This is a genomic window from Bartonella sp. AA126HLJHH (assembly GCF_042197425.1).
Taxonomy (GTDB): Bacteria; Pseudomonadota; Alphaproteobacteria; order Rhizobiales; family Rhizobiaceae; genus Bartonella.
In genome coordinates this window covers 193889-220246 of sequence record NZ_JBHIRU010000002.1, presented here as the reverse complement: position 1 = coordinate 220246, position 26358 = coordinate 193889, and the positions used below count along the sequence as shown (strand labels likewise).

General features: G+C 37.5%; 18 protein-coding genes and 2 pseudogenes. 7 read left to right on the top strand and 13 right to left on the bottom strand.

Annotation, left to right across the window (positions count from 1 at the left end; translation table 11 throughout):
- Positions 1-174: 174 nt before the first annotated feature.
- From ACFIQC_RS02150 to bafA (ACFIQC_RS02140), 3 genes and pseudogenes are all read right to left on the bottom strand, one after another.
- Positions 175-400 (bottom strand): annotated as a pseudogene (locus ACFIQC_RS02150) (hypothetical protein); the annotation flags it as partial.
- A 323-nt stretch (positions 401-723) separates the two neighbouring features.
- On the bottom strand, positions 724-3288 hold the full coding sequence (bafA, locus tag ACFIQC_RS02145) for a BafA family autotransporter (RefSeq protein WP_375611249.1): 2565 nt from the start codon (positions 3286-3288) through the stop codon (positions 724-726).
- Positions 3289-3648: 360 nt separating this feature from the next.
- Positions 3649-9153 (bottom strand): BafA family autotransporter, encoded by a 5505-nt coding sequence (bafA, locus tag ACFIQC_RS02140; protein WP_375706673.1) that lies wholly within the window; start codon positions 9151-9153, stop codon positions 3649-3651.
- Positions 9154-9723: 570 nt separating this feature from the next.
- On the opposite strand from bafA (ACFIQC_RS02140), the gene ACFIQC_RS02135 reads away from it, so the two are divergent.
- Positions 9724-11013, top strand: coding sequence for an MFS transporter (locus tag ACFIQC_RS02135; RefSeq protein WP_375620745.1), 1290 nt, complete (start codon positions 9724-9726; stop codon positions 11011-11013).
- Here the strand turns inward: ACFIQC_RS02135 and ACFIQC_RS02130 are convergent.
- Genes ACFIQC_RS02130 through ACFIQC_RS02120 form a run of 3 tightly spaced genes read right to left on the bottom strand, consistent with a single transcriptional unit; the run spans position 11010 to position 11888 of the window.
- Complete coding sequence (locus ACFIQC_RS02130) at positions 11010-11276, bottom strand: hypothetical protein (protein WP_375620744.1); 267 nt, start codon at positions 11274-11276, stop codon at positions 11010-11012. The genes ACFIQC_RS02135 and ACFIQC_RS02130 overlap by 4 nt on opposite strands.
- A complete protein-coding gene (locus ACFIQC_RS02125; RefSeq protein ID WP_375611245.1) occupies positions 11263-11442 on the bottom strand; it encodes a hypothetical protein in 180 nt (59 codons plus the stop codon). The genes ACFIQC_RS02130 and ACFIQC_RS02125 overlap by 14 nt, the downstream gene beginning before the upstream one ends.
- On the bottom strand, positions 11442-11888 hold the full coding sequence (locus tag ACFIQC_RS02120) for a DNA polymerase III subunit chi (RefSeq protein WP_375620743.1): 447 nt from the start codon (positions 11886-11888) through the stop codon (positions 11442-11444). The genes ACFIQC_RS02125 and ACFIQC_RS02120 overlap by 1 nt, the downstream gene beginning before the upstream one ends.
- Positions 11889-12295: 407 nt before the next feature.
- Here ACFIQC_RS02120 and lptF point away from each other — a divergent pair, with 407 nt between their 5' ends.
- From lptF to rsmA, 6 genes are all read left to right on the top strand, one after another.
- On the top strand, positions 12296-13486 hold the full coding sequence (gene lptF / locus ACFIQC_RS02115; RefSeq protein WP_375706672.1) for an LPS export ABC transporter permease LptF: 1191 nt from the start codon (positions 12296-12298) through the stop codon (positions 13484-13486).
- The gene (gene lptG / locus ACFIQC_RS02110; protein ID WP_375706671.1) at positions 13483-14574 is read left to right on the top strand and encodes an LPS export ABC transporter permease LptG; all 1092 of its coding nucleotides are present in this window, start codon (positions 13483-13485) and stop codon (positions 14572-14574) included. Before lptF ends, lptG begins: the two co-directional genes overlap by 4 nt.
- Entirely contained in the window at positions 14575-16935 is a 2361-nt protein-coding gene (locus tag ACFIQC_RS02105) for an LPS-assembly protein LptD (RefSeq protein ID WP_375706670.1), read from the top strand.
- A gap of 109 nt (positions 16936-17044) precedes the next feature.
- Positions 17045-18001 (top strand): SurA N-terminal domain-containing protein, encoded by a 957-nt coding sequence (locus ACFIQC_RS02100; protein WP_375620739.1) that lies wholly within the window; start codon positions 17045-17047, stop codon positions 17999-18001.
- Entirely contained in the window at positions 18001-19014 is a 1014-nt protein-coding gene (pdxA, locus tag ACFIQC_RS02095) for a 4-hydroxythreonine-4-phosphate dehydrogenase PdxA (RefSeq protein ID WP_375620738.1), read from the top strand. Before ACFIQC_RS02100 ends, pdxA begins: the two co-directional genes overlap by 1 nt.
- Positions 19005-19835 carry a 16S rRNA (adenine(1518)-N(6)/adenine(1519)-N(6))-dimethyltransferase RsmA gene (gene rsmA, locus ACFIQC_RS02090; protein ID WP_375631726.1) on the top strand — a complete coding sequence of 277 codons (831 nt, stop codon included), beginning with the start codon at positions 19005-19007 and terminating at the stop codon, positions 19833-19835. The genes pdxA and rsmA overlap by 10 nt, the downstream gene beginning before the upstream one ends.
- Before the next feature lie 29 nt (positions 19836-19864).
- Here rsmA and gmk read toward each other — a convergent pair whose 3' ends face one another.
- The 7 genes and pseudogenes from gmk to ACFIQC_RS02055 form a co-directional block, all read right to left on the bottom strand.
- Complete coding sequence (gmk, locus tag ACFIQC_RS02085; protein ID WP_375620736.1) at positions 19865-20542, bottom strand: guanylate kinase; 678 nt, start codon at positions 20540-20542, stop codon at positions 19865-19867.
- Between the two features lie 298 nt (positions 20543-20840).
- Positions 20841-21949, bottom strand: a pseudogene (mltG, locus tag ACFIQC_RS02080) (endolytic transglycosylase MltG).
- 96 nt (positions 21950-22045) lie between these two features.
- Positions 22046-23308, bottom strand: coding sequence for a beta-ketoacyl-ACP synthase II (gene fabF / locus ACFIQC_RS02075; protein WP_375622331.1), 1263 nt, complete (start codon positions 23306-23308; stop codon positions 22046-22048).
- A gap of 101 nt (positions 23309-23409) precedes the next feature.
- Complete coding sequence (locus ACFIQC_RS02070; RefSeq protein ID WP_004860281.1) at positions 23410-23646, bottom strand: acyl carrier protein; 237 nt, start codon at positions 23644-23646, stop codon at positions 23410-23412.
- 261 nt (positions 23647-23907) lie between these two features.
- Positions 23908-24645 (bottom strand): 3-oxoacyl-[acyl-carrier-protein] reductase, encoded by a 738-nt coding sequence (gene fabG, locus ACFIQC_RS02065; protein WP_375620734.1) that lies wholly within the window; start codon positions 24643-24645, stop codon positions 23908-23910.
- A gap of 18 nt (positions 24646-24663) precedes the next feature.
- Entirely contained in the window at positions 24664-25608 is a 945-nt protein-coding gene (fabD, locus tag ACFIQC_RS02060) for an ACP S-malonyltransferase (protein WP_375645477.1), read from the bottom strand.
- Between the two features lie 77 nt (positions 25609-25685).
- A complete protein-coding gene (locus ACFIQC_RS02055) occupies positions 25686-26273 on the bottom strand; it encodes an undecaprenyl-diphosphatase (RefSeq protein WP_375620732.1) in 588 nt (195 codons plus the stop codon).
- Positions 26274-26358 lie beyond the last annotated feature (85 nt).

Sequence of the window (26358 nt, the reverse complement as noted above, 5' to 3'; positions counted from 1 at the left end):
GTATTTTTTTAATTTAAGCAACTTTAAGTTGTTTATCTATGAGCCACTAAAAAACTCTAACTTAAGGCAGAAAAATTGAATAAAATTCAAAATGTTCACTTAAATTCAAGGAATAATTTGCATATCTGGAATTATAGATGAAAAAAATGCTCGTGCCCTTTAATGGGGCCCCTCTTCACGTAAAACAAAACGCCATTGGGTTGTACATTCACACACTTGTTTTAAAGAGATATCTCTCAACGCACCCAAGCCCATTTCGCGACGTCATCCATGAATGGTATACCGGTAAAGCCATTGAACCCCCATACGCTTATGGCGTAAGCAAACCGGTACCATCACACACTTTTCCAGCCCTAAAATGTTGCAACGCGACACCCTTTGGTACTTGAGGCAGTTTAATAAGAGGTATTTTTAGTTCTTTCTTGTACAATTTTTATCCACGCAGGCTTGCCTGCTTGTGACGTGCAAGAAAATGGTTTTGATTGATTCAACATAAACAGATTTGGAATGAGAGAATCCTATGATTTTCGCGACTCTCATTCAACATGCATAAAAATGAATTATTATTATAAATTCAGTATGTTGCCTTTAAAAGAGAGAGTATAAAGACATTTCTACTATTTGAGAAAGTCCTTAAACTCTCGAGAAGACATAGCCGAACGTTATCTGTTTAAGTTTGCAAAACAATTACATTTGTAAAGTTAATCAGCCATGCACACATATTTAGAAACTATAGCGTAATCCTAAAATACCTTGAAGAGCATTCTTAATCTTATGTCCTTTTAGATAATGTGCTTCCGCATAAAGTGTTAGTTTATCATTGACCGAACCGTTTAAACCAATTCCCAATTTACCCGCACTGCCTGATAAATCTGTAATAAATTTATACTGGTTATTAATTGTCGTATAATTATTATTTATATTCTCACGCAACCAAGCTGCCATAATGTAAGCTGTTAATGAAGTTTCTGAACTCACAAAAAATTCATGTCCTGCAGTCAATCCAACTTCACTGCGGAATGAAGTTAACGGGCTTAGATCACCTATCATTCCATTGGAAAGTTTTATTCTTTTACCTTCAACCTGCAAACCTGTTAGCTTGATATAAGGCTGCATCCAAGTATTCTGTGCCGGTTCAAAATAACAGCCAATCTCAAATGATCCACCTATCGCCCACTGATTGTAATGACTTTGAATGGCTAAACCATTCGTTGAGATGGCTTTCAAATCATCCTGGTAATAATTATATTTCAAAACACCATCCATATACCATCCACGATGATCAAAATAAGTTGCGTAAGTTCCAATGCTATAAGAGCTCAGATCACTATCACCACCTCGTGCATGAGAAATACGTACTTGATCATAACTCCCGAAACCACCAACATACAACTCTCCATGCCTTAATTCACTCAACTGATCAGCACCAAAGACTAAACCTGTCTGCCCAAGCTTAAAGTGTGTATGGCCTGTCGCAACACGTTCTCTGCTCTTAATCCCATAAGTCCATAGTTCGATATCCTTCTTATTTCTGTCCCAAATTTTTCTACCATTCCGTATAATTTGCAACTCATTATTAAAAATAAGCCCAGGAACTACGGACAACGTTAACACTGCATCTGTAGAGGGGGTTGTTGATGTTTCTCCAGGAAAAAAAGGATTTGTCGGATCTGGTATAGAAGGTTCTGGTCCATTGAGGCGGTCTGCCGATAAAAACCAAACTTTTCCATTTTCATCCTTTCTTTCTTTCAAATCATACATATAAGTTCCACCATCAATGGCGTTAATTTTTTCACCCTTAAGATCTGTCAGCGTAAAATGCGCTCCACCACTTTGATCCGTAATTAAATCACGCTTATTTGAAAAAGGATCCGTGATTTCAACTCCAGAATCAGCAACACTTATTGTATGTTTCCCAGCGCCTTTCTCAACCAAGAGATAATCACCACGGTTATGGGCAATCGTAGTATTGAACGCGAAATGTAAATTTCCTGAAAGATTATTCACATGAAGCTGAGAATAATATGGATCAGAACCTGTAAACGAAAAAATAACACTCCCTTCACCACTTAATTTTTGTATCAAAGAACTTTTTCCATCAAACTCATCAGTAATAGAGTATAGTTTTGTATCTTTTCCATTTAAAATAATATCTTCTACTGTGGTGCGTTGTTGATCATTTCCAGCATAAAGATGGATCTGCCCAGAATGGTTTACCTGTGTCTTGCCTTCTAATGTTGCTCCAGCATACACCCATGATTTTGTTTGATCATTCATTGTTAGATTTTTTACAGATCCATCAGTATATATTTCCTGAATAGCACTCTCATTTAAAGTGACTCCAATAGCCTGACCGCCTTTTAAGATACGTTGTTTACCACCACCAAAAACTTCTGTGTCAAATGCAAAACCACCATTTTTTGCACTTTGAGACTTTTGTCCAACCTCTTGGACACCCCCTTGCATAACTTTTGTATTCCAAACTTTTCCGCCATCATATACTTTTTGTTGGCCTAGTGTTTCATCTTGACCATAAATGATAGTATGAGAAGCACTACTGCCTTTAATCTCTCCTCCAATATCCCCCTCGCCGAAAACAAGCTGCTCACCGCCATAAATTTTAGTCCCCTCTACTTTCCCTCCATTTCCAACACTTTGGTGCCCGCCTTCTTTAACAACAGCATTTTTCGAAAAACCTTGTTTTCCCTTTAAAGCCTGAACATTTTCAATTCCACCATGTTCAATTTTACTATTCTCACTGAGTCCTCCTGCATACACATAAAGCTCTGCACCATTCCTTACAGTGTTATTAATGGATCGCCCTGGACTATCAATCTCACCATCATTTGAAATGTATGCTTTACCTTCATTATCAAGGATATAATTTTCTAATATTGCCCCATCTTTAATGGAAATAAGTTCAGGCTTTTTAAGAAACGCAGTATTTTGTTCTTGTGCATTATATCCAGCATTGTCACGATGACTGCTGTCAAGCTCCTGTTGACTCGCAAACACTCTAGCACCCTTATCCATGATAAAATCGCTAGGCTTTTTCAAAAAGTCTAATTCATTGCGCGTTCTTATCATGACATCATGAGAGGCTCCAAGTATGCATCTGCCTGTTTTCATATCCTCATTGTATTGATCGTGAAATACCTTATCATTTTCATAACTTGAAGATTGACAAAAAAGTGCTGCTCTTCCCTCATTTGCAGCAGCAGCTTGCACAAAACAGCTGCTCAACATGAGTATCCAACAATGTCGTTTCCATTTATATTGTAGAGCCATATCCTCCCCCCTTCACGCCTGCATAGACACTGAACGTAATTAGCTCTACAAAACATATTTTCAACCTTAGATTGCAACAATCCTTCTTAAAAATCCTCCTTATTTCATAAAAAACCGTTCTTTACAGTTTTTTTAATACTTTTTTGATCAAGAATATAAGGGCGTTTTTATAGTGCTTCTTTAGCATTTCCTCAGAATTTTCTTATCAAAAAAAAGTAATGCATAATCAAGTATATAAGGGTATACAGTTTATCATGAACAACGAAGCTGCGTGCTCTGAAAAATTGTTCTCTGATGCTGCATTAAAAACTTAAAAAAACTAATCATACATTTAAAGATAACTAAAAAATAACCATATCGTTAGAAACTATAGCGTACACCTAAAATACCCTGAAAGGACTGTTTTGTTTTATGTCCTTTAACATAATGGGCCTCACCATATAACTTTAACTTCTCACTCACAAAACTGCTTAAACCTAATCCTAACTTACCTGCATTGCCCGATAAGTCCGTGGTAAATGGATGACGTTGATTAATTAACGTTTGATTGTCATCTTTATTCTCACGCAACCATGCTGCTGTAATATACGCAAGCGATGAGGAATCCATGTGTGAACCAAATTCATACCCTAAAGATAAGCCAACCTCACTGCGTAATGAAGTGAATGGACGCATGTCACCTGTCATATCATTCGATAACTTGATTTCTTTACCCTCAACTTGTAACCATGTAAATTGTCCATAAGGCTGTAACCAACTGTTCTTTGACGTCTTAAGTCGATAACCAGCTTCAAAGGAAGTTCCCAATGCCCTTTGAGTATATGTTCCTTCAATCTCTAAACCATTCGTTGATACGGCTTTTAGAGTATTTTGATAATGATTGTATTTTAAAATACCATCGAGATACCATCCACTATGATCAAAATAAGTGACATAAGCGCCAATACCATAAGTATTGATTCCACTGTTACCCCCCCGTGCATGCGCAACACGGGCACGATCATAACTGCCAAAACCACCTATATAAAACTCTCCATTTTCCCACTCGCCTAAACCATTGATCCCCAAAACGATACCGGTCTGATCCAGTTTAAAATCTATATGCTCTGTCGCAATGCTCTCTTTAGATTTAATCGCATAAGTCCATAAAGCTGCATTCTTTTTACTTTTATCTAGAACTCCTCTTCCCGCACGTACGGTTTGCATTTCATTGTGAAAAACCATCACTGGAGCCACAGACATAGACAATACCGCATCTGTAGAGGGAGTGGTCAAAAAGTGAGAAACTGAAAGTTTCTCACTAAATTGTGGCAAAGGTTGTTCTTTATGAACTGGACGTAAAATCATTTGATCGGCTAAAGATTGAGAAGAGGTTGAAACAGCAGTTTGTTGTTTTTCATCAGAAAGAGGATGAGAACTTCCTGAACCTAAAACTTCAATAACGTGACTTCCAAGAGAGAAAACAGTTGGAGATACAGAAGCCTGAGATTTTTGCCTTAAGTTTTGGCAGTTCTCTCTTCGACGTGGCAATTTTATAACATGCGCTTGTGGTGCTGCAATCGTTGAAAGAGAAGAAACCGATTGATTTTGATTTAAATGCCGCACAGATCTGCTTCTACTACGTGGTAAACTGTTGAGAAATGAAACATTATCAATAAATGCTGCAGATAAATACCAAACTTTTTCGCCCCCACCCTCATCAATTCTCTGTTTTAAACCATACGTATAGGTTCCGCCATCAATAGTTTTAACATTTGCACCAGAAAAGCTTCTCAGGGTAAAATGTGCTCCTCCACTTTGATCAAAAATTAAATCAAGTTCTGTTGAAGAAGGATCAACAATTTCAATACCAGAATCTACGACACTTATTGTATGAAAACCACTCCCATTCTCAATAAAGAGGTAATCACCTTTTCCTTCTGCAAGGCTAACATTAAGGTCAAAATGTAGACTCCCTGCTAGATTATCAATATAAAGCTGAGAGTAATATAAATCATCTTCAGAAGAAGTAAAAATGACTTTTCCTACACCGCTTAACTGCTGAATGCGTGTACTTTTATCGTCAAACCCACGAGCAACGGAGTATAATTGAGCGTCTTCTCCGTTTAATTCAATGTTTTCTACTATAGTTTGTTGACCATTATCTCCAGCATCAAGATGGAGCCCACCAAAATCCTGAACTTTTATTTCTCCTCCTAATATTGCACCAGGAGAAATCCATGAATTAGCATTACCTTCAATCGTTAGATTCTTTACAATTCCACCTGCATAGACTTCTTGAACACCACCAGTGCGTAAAATGACTGTATTTGCTTCACCTCCTGCTAAAACACGCTGCACACCCTCTGAAAAGATTTCAGCATTTACAGCTAAACCGCCGGCTTTTTCTGCAAAGTTATCATCATTAGGAAACCATTTAGCAAGAGTTTGTATTCCTCCACTCATCACTTTTGTTCCCACAGCCATCCCATCATCATATACATTCTGCTGTCCTGGCGTATCACCTTGACCATACAGTATCGTGTTATAAGCGCTGCTCCCCACAATTCCACCATTTACATAACCATCTCCGAAAACAAGCTGCTCCCCACCATAAATTTCAGCTCTCAATGCGGTTCCTCCTCCCTCCACTCTTTGTTTTCCATCCTCGTAAATAATCGTAAATTCTGAAATCCCTTGTTCCCCTACAATCTCAACACCACCATTTTCAATGGTTGTATTTTTACTGAAACCACCAGCTTCAACATAAAGTCTTCCTGATCCCTGAATTGTATTATTAATAGACTTCTTAAGAACACCTTGCTCTCCATCATCAGAGACATAAACTACGTTATCATCACCGAGCCAAGAGCTTTGTAGAATTCCTCCTCCTTCCCCAATGCTGTAATGAATTACATCAGAGATACTAAAATCTTTTGACGATGTCATATTTTCTTCTTTTTCAGGAAGCTTATCTATAGGCGACTCCACATGAGGTGAAGGAATTACAGGAGCAGAAGTTATTTGTGATGTAGCCAAAGACCAAGTCTTTCCCCCATTATCATCTTTTGTCTTTAAGCCATACATGTAAGCTCCACCATCAATCGTACTCGTCTCTTCACCAGAAAAATCTGTCAGAGTAAAATGCGCATTTCCGCTTTGAACATGAATTAAATCAAGCTCCAAAACTAAATTCTGATCTTGTAGAGGAGAATTGGTAATTTCAACACCAGAATCGATAACACTTATGGTGTGATTACCTGATCCTTGTTTTATCAGAAGATAATCACCGCGCTGTTCTGCAAAATTAGTATGCAACCTAAAATGTAAACTCCCTGAAAGATCATTGATCTCAAGTTTAGAGTAATGTGGATTAAACACGGTAGAAGTAAAAATAACACGACCATTCCCACTCAGATTCTCAATCAAAGAACTTTCACCATCTATATTAGAGGCAATCGCGTACAATTTTGTATCTCTGCCATTTAAGACAATTTTTTCTACTTCAGTACGAGATTGCTCTGCACCAGCATAAAGATAAATCCGTCCAGAATCATTAACCGTTGTCTTTCCTTCCAATGTTGCGCCACCATGTAACCATGATTGTGCTTGATCCTTAACGGTTAAATCTTTTACATAACCTCCTAAATCTATTGCCTGAAAAGCAGTCCCTTCTAAAAGAACGCCAATCGCGATTCCTCCCGCTAAAACATGTTGCTGTCCACCAGAAAAGACCTTCGTATCAAAGGCAAAACTGCTATACTCGTCTAGATCCTCTTCTCCATAAAGATTTTGTATCCCTCCTTCCATGATCTGTGTGTTAAAAACCTCTCCATCACCATACACATTCTGATATCCTCGCACTCCATTCTCACCAGAAACGATAGTGTCATAGGCGCTGCTCCTCACCGTCGCACCTTTAATATCAGACTTTCCTGAAACAAATTGCTCACCTCCGTAAATTTTAGCCCCTTCAGCTTTTCCCCCCTCTTTAACCTTTTGTTGCCCACCTTTATGAACAATAGTATCCTGTGAAAGACCCTGTGTTTTAATAAGCTCAGTGCCACCTCTTTGAATTGTCGTATACAAGCTAAAACCACCGCTATAAACGGAAAGCTTTCCACCATCTTTAACTGTATTACTAATTGAAGTTTCTCCATTGCTATCAACTTCCTTGCTACTCGTGTCAAAGCTAGGATCTGCAATAGAAATAGTTGTTCCTTGATCAATTGTGAGTTCTGTAAGTAAATCACTTGATGAACCAGTATATGGTTTCAATACACTATCAAAAACTTGAGAAGTTGTCTCATCAATGGTGTGGTTTGCATCTAAGTACCAAATTTTACCAGTACCCTTATTGTTTCTATGTTTCAAACTGTACCGATAGGTTCCGGCATCAACAGTTCCGATTTTTTCACCAAAAGTGTTTGTCAGAGTAAAATGGGCATTTCCGCTGCGATCAGTAATTAATTTAAGCTTTTTGTAAGAAGAATTTGTAATTTCACGCCCAGAATCAGCCACACTTATTGTGTGAGAACCAGAGCCCCTTTTTTTAATCACAAGATAATCACTAAGCTGCTTGGCAAAATTGACATTAAAATCGAAATGTAAAGAACCTGAAAGATCATCGATATTAAGCTGTGAATAATGCTTATTAGTCCCTAAAGACGTAAAAATAACTCTCCCATTTCCTTTTAAATTCTTAACATTAATCTCAGTTTTTTTGCCGTTATCTTCAGACGCAATAATGTATAGTTTGCTATCTTCTCCATTTAAATTAAGATTTTCTACTTCCGTAACAGCTTCACCATTTCCAGCATAGAGATAGAGGTTGCCAAAATCATTAACATTTGTATCCTTATCTAATATCGCACCGGCAAAAACCCATGATTGTGCTTGATGATTAATTGTTAGATTATCCACGTATCCAGAATCATATATCTTCTGAGTAGCTCTATCGTATAAAGTAACTTCGCTCGCATTCCCTCCTGCAAAGATATTCTGCATACCATTTTTAAAAAGTTCGGTACTCAGTGCAAAAGCCCCCTCATTAATTGTAAAATCTTCATCTTTTATATCGGCTGTATCAGCATCTTCTGAGAAACCGTTATGAAAATTCTCTTTACCATCAAGATTCTGGACACCACCTTTCATAATCTTTGTGTCAACAGCCATCCCCCCACTATAGACACTTTGTATTCCTAGCATTCCATCTGCAGCATGAATTTCAGTGCCATAAGCACTACTTGCCTTATCTTCACGCGACAAACCATCCCCAAGAAACCCCTTACCAAAAATAATCTGCTCACCGCCATGGATTTGAGCCCCTTCTGCATTTGCACCACTCTCAACAATTTGTTTTCCCCCTTTTTTAACAGCGGCATATTCCGAACTGCTCAAGTTTTGGACAAACTCAATCCCACCATGCTCAATTGTCGTATCCCTGCTAACACTTGCTGCATCAATGTAGAGTTTTCCCCCTTCTCTAACCGTATTATTAATGGAATAAGCTGCATCTTTATAGTTAAAGCTATTTATTTCAGAACCTTCAGAGTCACGGTTAGTAATATAGATCGTAGCACCATCGCTTATTATTGAATTTGGGAGTACTTCAAAGAATAGCTTTTCTAATCTCTTCCTTTCCTCTTCTGAAAGATCACTTCCTTCTGCTGTCTGTTTATTCTCTATCTTTTTTGATCCCCCCTTTTTTTCTTTTAGTCCCCTCACTTCCGATAACAACTTTCTTGTCTCTTCTAGGTGTTCACTGATACTTACTGGTGTTAATAACTTTTCTCTTGGTGTAGCTACTCCATATGCACTCGCAATCTTGACAAAAAAACCACTGACCATTAACGCACAAAAACTTAATTTCAATTTGCGTTGCATTATTTACACTCCATAATTTTAAATTTAAATTCTCCCATTTAGAAAAAAGTGCATAGACCAAAACAACACAACGTAATTGCTCAACCTCATGTCTTTTAAGACAGCAAAGCATTCGATGGATTAAGCTTTGACAGATCAAATATACACCATGTGTTTTAAAATGCATGCACAACTAAAAGATTTAATTTTTTAGATACACTTTAAAAGTGTTATAATTGCATCCATGAAAAATATTTTTAATATTTTGAGACACTAAACACTGATCTACGAATAAGATTGATCCCTTAATAGATAAAAATGGCATTAAACTTTAAAGGACACAGCAATGTGAATGAGAGCTGCGTTTATAGCCATCTATTGCCATCTTCTACAGCATTTAAAGCAGTGTCTTTATCTTATTCAATTTGGATAATATATAGAGCACTTATTCATACTCATCAGCCCATAATCATTGTTCTAATATATAACGAAGTGTCATAATATTGACTCGACACTGATTTGAAATTTCTATAGTTATAGTCAGTTAACTCGTCATTTGATTTGTCATATACTGAAAGGGACATTCTATTCATGTCTATAAACTCAGAAATGAAAGCTACAAGCAACAGAAACTCCCCTCGTCGGATTTTATTTGCAAGCCTTATTGGCCCAACAATTGAATTCTTTGATTTTTATGTCTTTGGCACTGCCGCAGCTCTTATATTTCCTCATGTGTTTTTTCCAACACAAAATGATCAAATTGCCATTTTACAATCTTTCCTAATATTTGGAGCAGCCTTTTTTGCCCGCCCTTTTGGATCAGTTGTTTTTGGACATTTTGGAGATAAAATTGGAAGAAAAGCAACACTTATCGCTTCTCTTCTCACAATGGGTCTTTCAACAGTCATTATTGGTTTTCTTCCTACTTATGAAATAGCTGGGTGGTTTGCCCCTTTCCTCTTAACCTTGTGCCGTATTGGACAGGGAATTGGATTAGGAGGAGAATGGGGAGGAGCTGTTTTGCTCGCTACAGAAAATGCCCCTCCAGAAAAGCGCGGCTGGTATGCAATGTTCCCCCAATTAGGCGTTTCAATAGGTTTGTTTTTATCTATTGCTGTTTATTTGGGTCTGCTGCATTTCCTTGATCGTGAAGAACTTTTAGCCTGGGGATGGCGTATTCCTTTTATTGCTTCAGTTGTTTTTATGATTATAGGATTATGGGTCCGTCTTTCAATCAATGAAACTGTTCAATTCAAAAAAACTCTTGAAAGTAAAAAACATGTCAAAGTTCCTATCATAGATGTCTTTTTAAAATGTCCACGAATCCTATTTCTTGGAATATTTTCTGGTATGGCAACTTTTGTTTTGTTTTACTTGGTTACTACATATTTGCTAAGCTATTCAACAAACCATTTGCAATTGCCATTTCATCAAGCTCTTCAAATCGAAATTGTCGGTGCTATTTTTTGTGGGATTTTTACTGTCATCACGGGAAGACTCGCTGACCGTATTAGACGTAGAACTTTGATGATTTGGATTACAATCATCACCGGTATTTATTCTTTCGCAATTCCTTATTTCTTAAATTCTGGAGTTATAGGAGTCCTTGCAATGTCTGTTATCGGTTTGTCTCTCATGGGAATGATATACAGTCCTCTTGGTGCTGTTTTGGCTTCACCATACCCAACAGCAATTCGATATACCGGTTCTTCTATTACTTTCAATTTATCTGCTATTATAGGAGCATCTCTCGCGCCTTATATTGCAGAATATCTGGTGCAACATTTCGATACATCTTATATCGGTTATTATTTGCTTCTTGCTTCTTTTATTTCACTGATTTGCTTCGTCGGATTTACAGATGATGAAATATCCAACTAAAATATAATAATGAAGAATAAAATAAGGACTGGCGGCAAAAATGCTGCCAGTTTCGTTTTTAAAGACAGGGGTTGAGGTATTTTCCACCACAATATTCCTGCAAACAAAGCACTCAAAAAGAAAAATAAAAAATCTGCAATATTGCTTATATAAGAAACAGCAAACATTTCTGATAAGATATGCGTTGTCCCCAACCATGAAACGCAAAAGAAGGCCAACATCACAGCCCATAAAACAAGCAAAATTCGATCAATAATTATCATTATGGCGTTTCGTTTTTTTAATTATAGTCCATATATTTAACATGCCTAAAAGAAAAATCACAATAAAAACCCAACGCCCTCCCCCTGAGCCTTCCGTAATAAAAAGTGCAGGATTTACTATTCCCAGTAATCCTATAAAAATCAGAACAATAGATACAAGACGCATTAAACCTGTTTTTCCCAGCGACGATCTTCAGTCTGTTGCCAATACGTTAAATTATGATTTTCCATTTTATATTTTTTCCACTGTGCACGAACGAGATTCAACTGCTCTTCACTTCTACCATCAAATATCACGACAAGCCGTTGATAAGCATCAATATCCGAACAAACAGCTCCCTCTATGAGAAAACGAATCTTTGAATCATTCGGATTTTCTTGTCCTGTCGTAAGAAATACAGGCTGAACGTTTGGATATTGATCACACTCCGTTCCATGTCCAATAAATGATTCATCAGTATAAACCCATAAATGTATATCTATAGAATCGCGTTGTTCTTTACTCACACACTGTATTGTTACTTTACCAAAACGAGCCAATGCACGCTCCACAAGCGTCGGCAAAATATCCTTCAGCGTTGACTGCGTCAAATGATAGAATAAAATATCCAATCTCTTAAGCCTTCATCATTCTTTATAAAAAAGCTAACATCTTTTTAAAAAAACTTCTATATCCCTAATACAAAGGAAACGGTTCAAGATATAAATCCTCTTTTTTGATTGAGATGCATTATCTTTTTGCACGTGTCTTTAAAAGACAAAAATTTTTATCTTCAACGTTAATAAAAAAGTTTTTTAAGTTATTTTCTAGATTCTTCTAGATTCTTTGTAGACTATAGTTGAAAATAAAATATAATGTACGGAAAATTTAAAGAGGACCTCATAGGCAATTTTATATTATTTATTTGGTAAAAATATCCAATTCATGAAAGGATATTTTTTCAAACTTTATTACATTTTAACCGAAAGCAGTAAGAATATTTGCTATCGAATTAAAAACTGAGGATTTTCCCCAATTTATGCGTATTATTGAGTTCTACATCCTGAAACGTGTCCTTGTTTTGTTTAGTTCTGTCATGATTGCAGCAGTGGGCGTTAGTTGGACTATACAAATTCTTGCACGGATAAACTTTCTCACAACAAGTAAACAAACACTCCTCACAGTCTTACAATTTTCACTCTCATTGGTTCCTTCTGTTATTTTTGTTGTCATTCCGTTTGCATTAGTCATCGCAATTACAACCATCCTCTCAGCAATGCATCAAGACTCAGAACTTGCTGTCATCAATGCCTCTGGTTTTCCTAAAAGTACTGTTTGGAAACCTATCCTTCTTCTTGCTATTGTTGCATCCTGTATCTCCTTTTCTATAGCTAATTTTGTTGTTCCTCAAGCGCGTCTTCATATGCGACAAATGCTAGCAAGCGCTCATTTTGATCTTATTAATCTATTCATTAGTGAAGGGAGCTTCCAAAAACTCGCCAATAACCTTTACATAGAAATTGGCGAACGAAATCCAAATGGAACACTTGAACGCCTTTTCATTGCCGACCAGCGTGATCCTAAGACTGATCTTTTTTATTATGCAACAGACGCATCCATTGTGAGCAATAAAAACGGCAGTTTTCTGGTTCTCAATAACGGTGAAATAGAAAGAGTCAATCATCAAAATAACAGTGTTTCAATCGTGCAATTTAGCTCATATACTTTTAGCCTAGGAGAGTTTATCCCCGGTGATAAAACACCTACTCTTTATCCAAAAGATCGGTCTCTTTCTTATTTACAAAACCCTGACCCAAAAGATCCCTACTATCAACGAAAACCACTCCAATATAAAGCTGAATTTCACCGCAGACTAACACAATGGCTCTACCCTATTGTTTTTTCACTTATTGCATTAGCAGCGGCAGGGGATGTACGCTCCCATCGACAAGCTCGTCATTCCGCAAATCTCTCGGCAATTGCCCTTTCTTTTCTGGTGTATTGGATAGGATATTTTTTCGCAGAAAAGGCAAAAAGCGATCTTGCATACGTTCCTCTCCTTTATATTATACCTATAGGAACAAGTGCATTTGTCTTTTTTATGCTTTTAACGAATCATAAAATTGGGCTTCCCACAAAAGTTAATGAGATACTTCAAATCGCTTTTCAAAAAATAATGAACAAATTTGAACATCGAAAATCTCAAGATTCCTCGGATGAAATATCATGATTGGGTGGACACTTGGACGATATTTTTTTATACGGTATCTTAAAATAACTTGTTATTTCTGGGGAAGCATTTTTGTTCTTGCTCTTTTAATCGATTTCACAGAGAATTCTGGTAGGCTATCTTCCCTTCCGCATTATACAGCAAAAGATGCATTTTTCCTCTCTGCTTTACGCATCCCTTTTATCATGCAACAACTTATCCCTTTCATTGCACTCTTTTCTGCAATGGCAACGCTTATCTCGCTCAACAAAAAACTTGAACTTGTAGTAACTCGTTCAATCGGTGTTTCTGCATGGCAATTTCTTATGCCAGCTTGTTTTGGAGCTTTTCTTTTGGGATTATTTTCAATTCTTCTCATTAATCCACTTGCTGCATGGGGATTTTCTCAAGCAGAAAAAAAGATGACTGAATGGCGCAATCACAATGTACTAACACCTCTTCACAATACAAGTATCCACTGGTTAACACAACGTACAAATTTAGCCAGAACAACCATTGGTGCCAAATCTATCACCGATCAAGGACTTTCTCTTCTCGATGCAACCTTTGTACAATACAATGACAATGCAACCGTTAAAAATTGGATTAACGCCCCAAAAGCAACCTTGACTAATGGATTTTGGCTATTAACAAATGGAACAATCTATAAAATAGGGCATCCTCCTGAAAAATTTACCGTGTTGCAAATAAAAACCAATCTAAAACCTGAATTTTTAACGGAACGTTTAGTGAATCCCGCAACTATTCCATTTTACCAATTGCCAAAAAAAATTATGATTGCACGTTCATTTGGCTATTCTGCTAATAATTTTGATATGTATTTCCAATCTTTGATTGCATTACCGGCATTGCTTGTGGCAATGACCCTCATTGCAGCAACTGTATCTTTAAATTTTACACGTTTTGGGCAATCTAGAATGTTGATTCTTGGTGGCGTAATAGCTGGGTTTATGCTTTATGTTATTTCCGTACTTGTTCAAGCTTTCGGTAATGCTGGATATATTCCACCAATTATTGCAGCTTGGACACCCGTTGTTATTGCGTTATTCTTAGGAATCTCTTTTTTACTTCATAAAGAGGATGGCTAAGTGAAAGCATTAACACTTAAAAAAACTATTTTAACAAAATTAAGTGCTCTCGCTTTTAAAAGTGTTGTGGGGGTTATTTTAGGAAGTGCTTTGTCTTATTGTGCGCACGCTCAAAGCCTTCAATCTCCTTCTCAAAGTCGCATTCAAAATCTGGAACCTCCTCTTTTGCTCTCTGCGGATGAACTCATCTACAATCGTGATGAAAACACTGTTTCTGCACACGGTAATGTCCAAATCAAATATGATGGCAATAAAGTTGTCGCTCAAAAAATTATTTACAATCAAAAAACAGGACGGCTTATAGCACAAGGGAACGTTGAAATTACTCAAAAGGATGGTAATAAAATTTATTCCAACCAAATTGATATGACCAAAGATCTTGGCGAGGGTTTTGTAAACGCCCTACGTATTGATACAGCCAACAATGTTCACTTTTCAGCCCAAAATGCTACACGCAAACACAATCACATAACAGTCTTTGAAAATGCAACCTATACAGCCTGTGAACCTTGCTCTTATAAACCAGATAGAGACGTCCTATGGAAAATTAAAGCAAGAAAGATCATATGGAATAATAGCGTCAAAAAAATTCGGTTTGAAAATAGCAGTTTTGAAGTTTTTGGTGTACCGATTATAAAATTTCCAAATTTTGAGATCTATGATCCAACTGTCAGGCGTGCTAGCGGTCTGCTTACTCCTCATTTTTTTTATACTGATTATCTCGGTATGGGGATAAAGAATTCTTATTTCTGGAATCTCGCCCCCCATTATGATTTTACCCTTTCTTCTACGGTTTATACCCAACAAGGGCTTTTAACCGAAGGGGAATGGCGTCAGCGTTTAAAAACGGGACGTTATAACATTCGCTTTGCTCATATATATCAAATGAAACCGCATAGATTTGATAATGATACGATTGATGCCCAACATAAAAACCGTTATATGCTGGCGACAAAGGGGAATTTTCGTATTAATTCACACTGGACTTATGGATGGGATATTCTTGCACAATCAGATCGGCATTTTAGTCGTGCCTATAAACTTGAAAACTATAACAATCCTACACAACTTTCTCAGATCTATCTGAATGGTCTTGCAGGAAAAAATTATTTTGATATGCGTTTTTATCATTTTAAAGTTCAAGATTCAATATTGAATGATCCTCATTATGAACGTCACTCTCGGCAAGCGTGGGTCTTACCACGCATCGATTATTTTTTCACACCAGATGAACCCATTTATAATGGAGAGCTTACCTTCCATAGTAATATGCAATCAGTTTATCGTCGCCATGCTGACTTCAGTTCACCCGACCAGAACGGAAACCCTCTCAACACAGTAAAACTTTCTGGTATGGCTGGAAATAGTTTGCGTTTAACAAACGAGCTTCAGTGGAAAAAGCGCTTCAACACGCACAACGGACTCATCTTAACCCCTCTTCTCTCTCTACGAGCTGATATCATTACAACCAATGCAAGCGAAAATCACACAGATTCTATAGAAAACAATGCCTTATCCGCAATTCATGGTTCAGCAATTCGTGGCATGGCAACAGCAGGATTGGAACTACGCTATCCCTTCCTCATTACAGCTGATCATTCTACACATATTATAGAACCAACTGCACAAATTTTTATACGCAATAATGAACAATATATTGGACAAATTCCTAATGAAGATGCTCAAAGCTTTGTCTTTGATGCAACCACTCTCTTTCAACGAGACAAATTTTCTGGTTATGATCGTGTAGAAGGTGGTACAAGAGCCAATATAGGTATAAGATATTCTGGAAGCCTTAATGATAATTGGTCTCTTTATGGTCTCATTGGACAATCCTTCCATCTAGCAGGAAAGAATTCTTTTGCAGACAAGGACTTTATCAATGTCGGTACTCATTCTAGCTTAGAGGCAAAACGTTCAGACTATGTTGCAATGTTTGGTACAACCCATAAAAGTGGTTTTTCCTTAGAAACGCGTGGACGCTTTGACAAAAAAACAGGAAAAATCCGCCGTAGTGAAATCGAAGCATCACAAAAATGGCAAAATTTTTGGGCGGCTCTACAATATGCCTATATCGCAAAGCAACCAGATTATGAATATTCTCAAGAGCGCCAAGAAATTTCTTTTCAAACAGGACTTAAATTAGCAGATTATTGGTCCATTAATAGCAACGCCGGTTATGATTTAGTATCTGGTACATTTATAAAGCGAGGAATTAGCTTGAGTTATATGGATGAATGTTTCGGGTTAACATTCGGTTATCAACAGGTAACGAATCCAGGCAGGAAAGCACCCTTGCAAAACTTTAATTTCTCTCTTTCATTGCGTACGATTGCAGATATCGGAAAAAAGATAGATTAATTTATAAAGGGAATGTATCAGTCATTTAACTTATCATTGTTTTTATGAAAGAAAGCGTGTATTTTAAGTTGTTGATGAGAATTAATAAACAATGCGAAAGCCTATTTACATGAATAAATTGAAAAAGCGTTTTCTTGCTTTATTTTATATTGCATCTTTGAGCGTAAGTAGCCTGCTAATAAATGGATTTTTGATTCCGACAGTCTTTGCGCAGACCTCTATTGTTGTTACAGTTAATGGCAACCCCATCACAAATTATGATATACAAAGACGCCTTGCTTTTCTCAGGCTACAACAAAAGCAAGGCAATTTGGTGGCACAGGCTAAAAAAGAGCTTATTGATGAAAAGCTAAAAAATATTGAAATAAAACGTCGTAATATTGAAGTAAGCAATGATGAAGTTGATAGAGCTTTTGAGAATTTTGCGACACAAAATAATATGACGATTGATCAGCTCAACCAGATTCTGATCCAAACTGAGATCACAGTGCAACACTTTAAAGATTACATCCGTGGACAAATAGGATGGGGGCGTCTTGTTAGCGCACGCTATCAAGCTGAAACAGGTATGATTAGCGAACAAGAAGCTGTACGCAGAATATTAAAAAATGGTGGTGTAAAACCTTCAACCAACGAATATACATTACAGCGAATTGTTTTTGTCATTCCTGCACATCGTCGTTCAGAGATCTTTGAAAGACGTCAAAGAGAAGCAAGTAATTTTCGCGCACATTTCCGTGGATGTGCCAATGCTCACAATCAAGCAAGAGGTATTTTAGACGTTACTATCCGCCACTTAGGAAAGTTTCTGGAGCCACAACTTCCTAATGCATGGGAACAAGCTATTCTTGAAACGCCTGCTGGAAAAATGACAAAATTACAAGAAACATCTGATGGAATCGAAGCAATTGCTGTCTGCAAAATAAAAAGAGTTTCTGATGATTATGTCGCTCGACTGATATTTTCTCTTCAAGATAGTAAAAAAAGAAGCCCGCAAAAACTTGAAGAATTAAGCGACAAATATTTAGGAGAACTGCGCCGAGTGGCACGCATTCAAAATTCATAATGGCTGCTCTTATTGTTAGCGGTGGTGATCCTGCCGGAATTGGTCCTGAAATAGTACTAAAAGCGTGGAATTTGCGTGTTACGCGCCAAATTCCACCTTTTGTACTTCTTGCTGATCCAGATGTTATTCGTTCGCGCGCTCGTTTTTTACAGATTGATGTTGAGGTGCAATCTGTTTTAATCAATAATCCTGCAAAAAATTTTCAAAAAGCTCTTCCTATCATACCGTTAAAAAACAAACAAAGTGATCAATTAGGTATACCTTCATCGAAAAATACAGCTGGAATTATTGAAGCAATTAAACGCTGTGTTCAATTGATTCAAAATGGCCATGCATGTGCACTTATCACTTGTCCTATTGCAAAAAAGAGTCTTTATGATGCCGGTTTTCGATTTCCAGGTCATACAGAATTTTTAGCCGATTTAGCCCATAAAGCTTTTCATAAATGTTATCATCCAGTTATGATGTTAGCAGGACCTCGATTAAAAACAGTACCAATAACTGTTCATATTCCATTTAAAAATGTTCCTTCACAGCTTACCCGTGATTTAATTATTCAAACGGTACTTATTACTGAATATGACTTAAAAACAAGGTTTAAAATAACGTCACCCCGACTAGCTGTTGCTGGTCTTAATCCTCATGCTGGAGAAGGAGGTGCAATGGGAAAAGAAGATATTGAAATTATCACTCCTGCTATTGAATATCTTAAAAAGAAAGGACTCAATATTGCAGGCCCGCTGCCTGCCGACACAATGTTCCATGAATGCGCAAGAAAAGCATATGACGTTGCCATTTGTATGTATCATGATCAAGCCCTTATCCCTGTTAAGACATTAGACTTTGATAGCACTGTTAATGTCACGTTAGGTCTACCTTTTATTCGCACGTCTCCAGATCACGGAACTGCTTTTGACATTGCTGATAAAGGGATAGCCTCTCCCGAAAGCTTTATTGCTGCTCTTAAACTTGCAAATCAACTTGCAAAAAATAGTTTAAACCCATGCCAATAGATAATCTCCCTCCTCTGCGTGAGGTCATTGATATATATGGATTACAAGCGCATAAATCTTTGGGGCAGAATTTTCTTTTTGATCTTAATTTAACATCTAAAATTGCTCATCAAGCAGGCAATATAGAAGGAAAACCTGTTCTTGAAATTGGTCCTGGTCCTGGAGGTCTCACACGTGCCTTGCTAGCAAAGGGTGCCATTGTAACAGCAATAGAACGCGATGAGCGCTGCATACCGGCTCTCTTAGAAATAGAAAAACACTATCCTAAAAAATTAAAAGTTATTTGTAATGATGCACTGAAGCAAGACTTCTCAAAACTCTTTGAAACAAGCCCTGTAAAACCGCGCATTATTGCAAATCTTCCCTATAATATTGGGACACAACTCTTATTAAATTGGCTTTTAACTGAACCATGGCCTCCTTTTTATGAATCAATGACATTGATGTTTCAACGTGAAGTTGCCAAACGGATTACAGCTAAACCTCAATCTACTCATTATGGACGTCTTAGTGTCCTAACTGGCTGGCGTACCACTGCTAAAATTGCTTTTGATGTCCCCCCTCAAGCCTTCATACCAATACCTAAAGTAACGTCTTCTGTTGTTCATATTATTCCGCGAACACAACCTCTTGCCTGCTCTGCACAAAAACTAAGCCTCGTCACAAAAACCGCCTTTGGACAAAGACGAAAAATGCTTCGTCAAAATCTCAAAATACTTGGAGGTGAAGAGCTATTAGAAAAAGCTGGAATTGATGGAACGCGCCGTGCTGAAACGCTCTCGATTTCTGAATTTGTAACTTTAGCGCATCTAGTGCTCTAAAAAATGCACTTTGTGTTATAAAACCTTTTTTAATCACAACATTTATCGATTTTTTCAGCAATAAGCCCATCAACAAAAGAGCCAAGATAAGAACAACGCTCACGTTTTACGGTTTCAGCTAAATAAATTGATTTAATAAAAGATAAAGACTGATCTAAATCTTCGTTAATCACAACATAATCATAAGAAAGCCAATGCTTTAACTCCGTTCGTGCATTTTCCAATCGCAAATTGATGATATCTTGACTATCTTCTGCTCGACGATGTAAACGCGAAACAAGCTCTTTCATTGATGGTGGAAGAATAAAAACAGATACAGTGTCTCCTAGCATCTTTTTTTGCAGCTGCTCGGTACCTTGATAATCGATATCAAATAACATATCTTGGCCAGCATTCAATGCGTTTTCAACAGTTTCACGTAAAGTGCCATAATAATTTCCGTGAACTTCTGCCCACTCAATAAATTCATCCCTATCACGCTTATATTCAAACTCTTCCTTTGAAATAAAGTAATAATGCAGCCCATCTACTTCACTAGGACGCCTTTTCCTTGTGGTCATACTTACGGAAAGCTCTAATTGTCCCTCTTTTAGAAGTAATCGAGAAATTGTTGATTTACCAGCACCTGAAGGCGAAGAGAGAATAAATAAAAAACCGCGGCGTTGATTTATTTTTATAGCACTCAATTTACTTTCAAAGACTGTCATTACATCACTCTACTTTGTTCATAAATGTTTCTCCAAAATTTGAATTATACATTATCTCAACCTCTCCCCTAATCAATGTGTTTTCTTAGCAATTCTCAATGTTATTTTGCTCTTTTTTGAGATAAGGTATTAGCAGTATATTCACTTTTTTCTTAAATATTTTTATCCATACGCCAACCCACTTGTGACAGACAAGAAAATGATTTTTTATCATTCTCATAAAAAATTTAAATAGAAAAATTTTACTATATTTGGGATTCTCATTTACGATGCAAAAAGATGTGTTATCACTATAAATTCAATGTTTTGCCTTTAATTCTCGCCACTTGCGAACATTCATATTATGTTCCTCTAAAGTTCGAGAAAAAACATGCCCTCCTGAACCATCAGCAACAAAATAAAGTGCATCACTGATTGGTGGATGTGCCACCGCTTTTAAAGAATCTCGACCTGGATTTGCAATAGCCGTTGGGGGCAAACCATTAATTTTATAAGTATTATATGGTGTTTCCTTCTCAAGATCTGAACGATAAATTGCACGACCGGATGGTTTTCCTTTTCCTCCGAAGAGACCATAAATTACTGTTGGATCCGATTGAAGACGCATATGCTTTGTAAGGCGGTTATAAAATACCGCAGCAACCATTGGTCTTTCTGCTGCAATTCCCGTTTCTTTCTCAACAATTGAGGCTAATATAACAAATTCATCAATTGATTTAATGGGTAAATCAGGTGAACGCGTAGCCCATATAGCATGAATTAATTTTGTCTGTCCTTCACGCAACCTGTTTACAATCTCTTTACGCGTTGTTCCCCGAATAAAACGAACAGTATCCGTCATTAAATAACCTTCTGGAGGCAAAATTTTTGGAAGGTCTCCAATCAAAATTTCATTCGCAGCTAATCGATCGAAAACTTGCTGAACCGTTAAACCTTCAGGTACTGTAAATGTATACTCTATAGATTTTCCTTTCACAAGAATATCCATAATATCCTGCATCGAAGCATGAGCTGGAATTAAATATTCACCAGCCTTCAGATGCGTTGTTTTTTGGTGATAACCAACCCCATAAACAAAAATATCTGATGATCGAATGAAACCATGTTTTTCTAGCAATGAAGCAATTTCACGAATTCCGGTACCAGGATGGATAAGAACAATTTGTTCTTCCTCAATTTTTCCCTTTTCTTCAAAAATACTTTTTCCAATATAAAGAGGAATACTTATGGCAAAAAGAATAATCACAATCAGCATAAGAAAAAAATGACCGAGAATGACCAACGGATTACGGACGATAGATGATTTCTTTCGTTTTTTATGTATTAACATGTCATAACTATCTGCTAAATGATTCGAAGAGGAATCACTTACGTCCTTTAATGATTTCCATTTTTCACATCGGACATAACCCCTCAATAGCGATTAAGGATAATATTATAATTTCTCATTCACCTTATAATAAAGTAGAAAACTCAAAAGCAAAAATTAAATAAAAATACTTATTATCCCCTAAAACGTCGCATCACCAACGATGCATTTGTCCCACCAAATCCAAAAGAATTAGAAAGAATCGTATCAATCTTTCGTTCACGCGGTTTGTGTGGTACAAGATCGATTTTTGTTTCAATCGATGGATTGTCAAGATTAAGTGTCGCTGGGGCTATATTATCCCGTATAGCTAAAATAGAAAAAATAGCCTCAGCAGCACCGGCTGCACCAAGTAAATGCCCGATAGATGATTTCGTTGATGACATAGAAACTTGTGGTGCATAACTCCCTAAAACACGCTCAACAGCCGCTAGCTCTATGGAATCAGCCATCGTAGATGTACCATGAGCATTAATATAATCAAGTTCACTCACATTCACTTGTGCACGCTTAAGAGCAGCTATCATACTACGCTGAGCCCCTTCACCACTTTCTGAAGGCGCTGTAATGTGGTAAGCGTCACCAGATAAACCATAGCCAATAACCTCAGCATAAATACGCGCTCCTCGTTTTTTGGCATGTTCCAGCTCTTCTAAAACAACAACTGCCGCTCCTTCCCCCATCACAAAACCATCACGATCAGTATCATAAGGACGTGACGCCCGTTCAGGATCATCATTGCGACAAGTAGAAAGAGCTCTACAAGCTGCAAAACCTGCAAGAGATATCCGATTTATTGGAGATTCGGTTCCCCCTGCCACCATGACATCTGCATCACCAAACATAATCAAACGTGCCGCATCACCAATCGCATGCGCCCCTGTTGAACAAGCCGTTACAACAGAATGATTAGGCCCCCGTAAACCATATTGAATAGACACATAACCAGAAGCAAGATTAATCAAACGACCTGGAATAAAAAAAGGAGAAACACGACGTGGGCCCTTATCACGAAGCGTATAACCAGCTTCAACAATACCCTCAACTCCCCCAATTCCCGAACCAATTAACACACCTGTACAAATCTGATCTTCATCACTCTTAGGAAACCATTCGGCATCTGCAAGCGCTTGGTTAGCAGCAGCCATTGCATAAACAATAAATGCATCAACTTTACGTTGCTCTTTAGGTTCCATATACAAATCAGCATTATAAGTCCCCTCTGTTCCATCCCCTAAGGGGATACGCGCAGCAATCTGGCATGGCAAATCTGACACATCAAACTCTGTGATACGTCGGACACCACTTCTTCCTTCAAGAAGTCGTTTCCAACTATATTCAGTATTACCAGCTAATGGAGATACCAACCCTAAACCAGTAACAACAACACGTCTCATAACTTCTAACCTTGAACTAAACTTCACCTCTCAAAGCTCTCTTTTCAAAAGAGCTCCGAAGAATATAGGCAAAAGCAATTCATGCCTTTGCCCTTTAGTAATCACGCAGAAGCTTTATCAATGAACTTGACTGCATCGCCAACTGTGAAAATCGTTTCAGCAGCTTCATCTGGAATTTCTACCCCAAACTCTTCTTCAAAAGCCATAACGAGTTCAACCGTATCAAGGCTATCAGCCCCTAGATCATCGATAAAGCTTGCATTTTCTACAACTTTATCAGCATTAACCCCAAGATGTTCCACGATAATTTTCTTAACGCGCTCTACTGTATCACTCATGTTGAAATCCTCGAATTTATATTTTCCTATAATTTGGTTAACTATATCGGTTCATCTAATCAAGCAATAGATGCATTACTTTAAAAGATTTTAGTAATGATTTAAAACATCCTGTGGATATCCCCTACAAAATGAACCAATCTGACATTCCGACATCAATTGATCAACGACCATATTAAAGAAATAGATGCATCTATCCATTTCAATCGTTACTATCTAAAATAATACAACTCATAAATCAATGTGGAATAAAATAAATACTCAAATCATTGCCATTCCACCATTGATATGGAGTGTTTGACCTGTCATATAGGCTGCTTCATCGCTTGCTAAATAAACAGCAGCAGCGGCTATTTCTTGCCCACTTCCCATACGCTTCACCGGAATCGCAGCCATAATGGCTTCTTTTTGCTTTTCATTAAGCTTGTCTGTCATTGCGGATTTAATAAATCCTGGAGCAATACAATTGACCGTGATGTTTCGCGAAGCAATTTCTTGTGCCAATGCTTTAGAAAAACCTATCAAGCCTGCTTTTGCAGCACAATAATTCGTTTGTCCAGGGTTTCCCACAACACCAACAACAGATGTAATGTTAATAATCCTTCCATAACGGCGGCGCATCATAGAATGTATTAATTCACGCGTCAAAAGAGAAGCAGCTGTTAGGTTAACTTCTAAAACATCATCCCAGTCTTTATCTTGCATACGCACAAAAAGACCATCCCTAGTGATTCCCGCATTGTTAACCAAAATATCGACGCCATCCATTTCTCTTTCTGCAACTTCAGCCAATTGTTTAATCGATTGGCGTTCAGAAAGATTAGCGGGAAATACAAAAACATTCTGCCCTAATTCTGCCGCCACTTCTCTAAGCTTTTCTTCGCGTGTTCCATGAAGTCCAACAATGGCTCCTTGTGCATGAAAGCAGCGTGCAATTGCCTCACCAATTCCTCCCGAAGCCCCCGTTACAAGAGCTTTACGTCCTGTTAATCTAAACATTTTTTAACTCCTTATAGATTAAACGCCGAGCATACCTAGCGCTGATTCTATTTCATCAACTGTTCCAATGGTTACCCCCTTTATATCTTTGTTAATACGACGCGTTAAACCTGTTAATACTTTTCCAGAACCAACTTCAAAAAGCGTATCAACTCCATTAGCAGCGATCCATTCTATTGTTTCACGCCATCGCACCCTCCCAGTCACTTGTTGGACAAGAAGAGTAGTAATACGCTCTGGATTGCTCTCAGGTGCAACAGAAACATTGGCAATCAAAGGAACAATAGGGGACATTTTGTTAACAGTCAAAAGTGCTTTCTTCATGGCATCAGCAGCAGGTTGCATTAAAGATGAATGAAAAGGTGCAGAAACAGGAAGAAGAAGTGCACGTTTTGCACCTTTTTTTGATGCAATCTCTACCGCTGCCTCAACTGCTTTTGCTTTACCGGAAATAACAATTTGCCCACCACCATTATCATTAGCAATCTGACATAGTCCTTCTCCAGAAACAGTTTCACAAATTTCTTCCACAATGTGCTCTTCTAAACCAATTAATGCAGCCATAGAACCTTCACCAACCGCGACAGCAGCCTGCATAGCATTGCCACGAATACGCAAAAGTCTTGCCGTATCTGTGAGAGTAAATGTACCAACAGCACAAAGAGCCGAATATTCGCCTAAAGAATGACCAGCAACAAACCTTACCTTTTCTTCTATACGAAGCCCTAATTGTTTCATCACACGAATGACAGCCATAGATACAGCCATTAATGCCGGTTGTGCATTTGCTGTTAACGTTAAAACATCTGCAGGTCCTTCAAAAATGATCTTTGATAATTTCTCACCCAAAGCATCATCAACTTCCTCGAAAACCATCCGTGCGACAATAAATTGCTCTGCAAGCGCTTTCCCCATACCAACAAGTTGACTCCCCTGCCCTGGAAAAATAAAAGCTGCACCCATTTATCAACTCCTAAAACTGTACAATTAAATTATTTTCTTTTGACCTTATTCATCCGCACAAATCAAGATAAAGCCCTTTATTTAAAACGAATACCACACTTAAAATTATATTTTAAAGGCGGAATTTGATATAAAAACTTAGGGAAATAGGGTGCTATAAACTGAATAACACCGAAACTTATGAGACTTCCTAAAAGTGCACCTGCTAAAATATCAAAGGGATAATGTACACCCACAAAGATGCGCGCCCAACAGATTAAGCATAAAAACACTACGGCAAATTTAAAAGTAACTTTGTATCGGTAAAAATAAAAGTTAGCTGCATAAGATGCAATGGTCAAGGCATGATTACTAGGAAAAGAAGCTGTTGCACGATGTTGAATAAGCGGTGTCGTCAGCCCTACCACGAATGGGCGAGGATGAAAATAAAAAAGAGAAATGAGATAACCTATGAAAAGAGATGCACAAATACTCATGCAAATGCTTAGCACAACACACCGCTCCCTCTCCCCACCACAAAACCACAACGCACAAAGATGGAGAGGAATAATATAAATTAAAAACTTTGCACAAAAAATACTAAACAAAACTACAATCGACCAAGCTTGATGATTGCCGACAAACATTTCAAAGAGTGTAACATCAATCTGGTTTAAAAAGTCCATTTTTCCCTCCTTTGCCTTTATATTACAGTATTATCTTTTTGTAGAAGAAGGAAATATATTAAGATTTAACAAATCAATTTTTTTA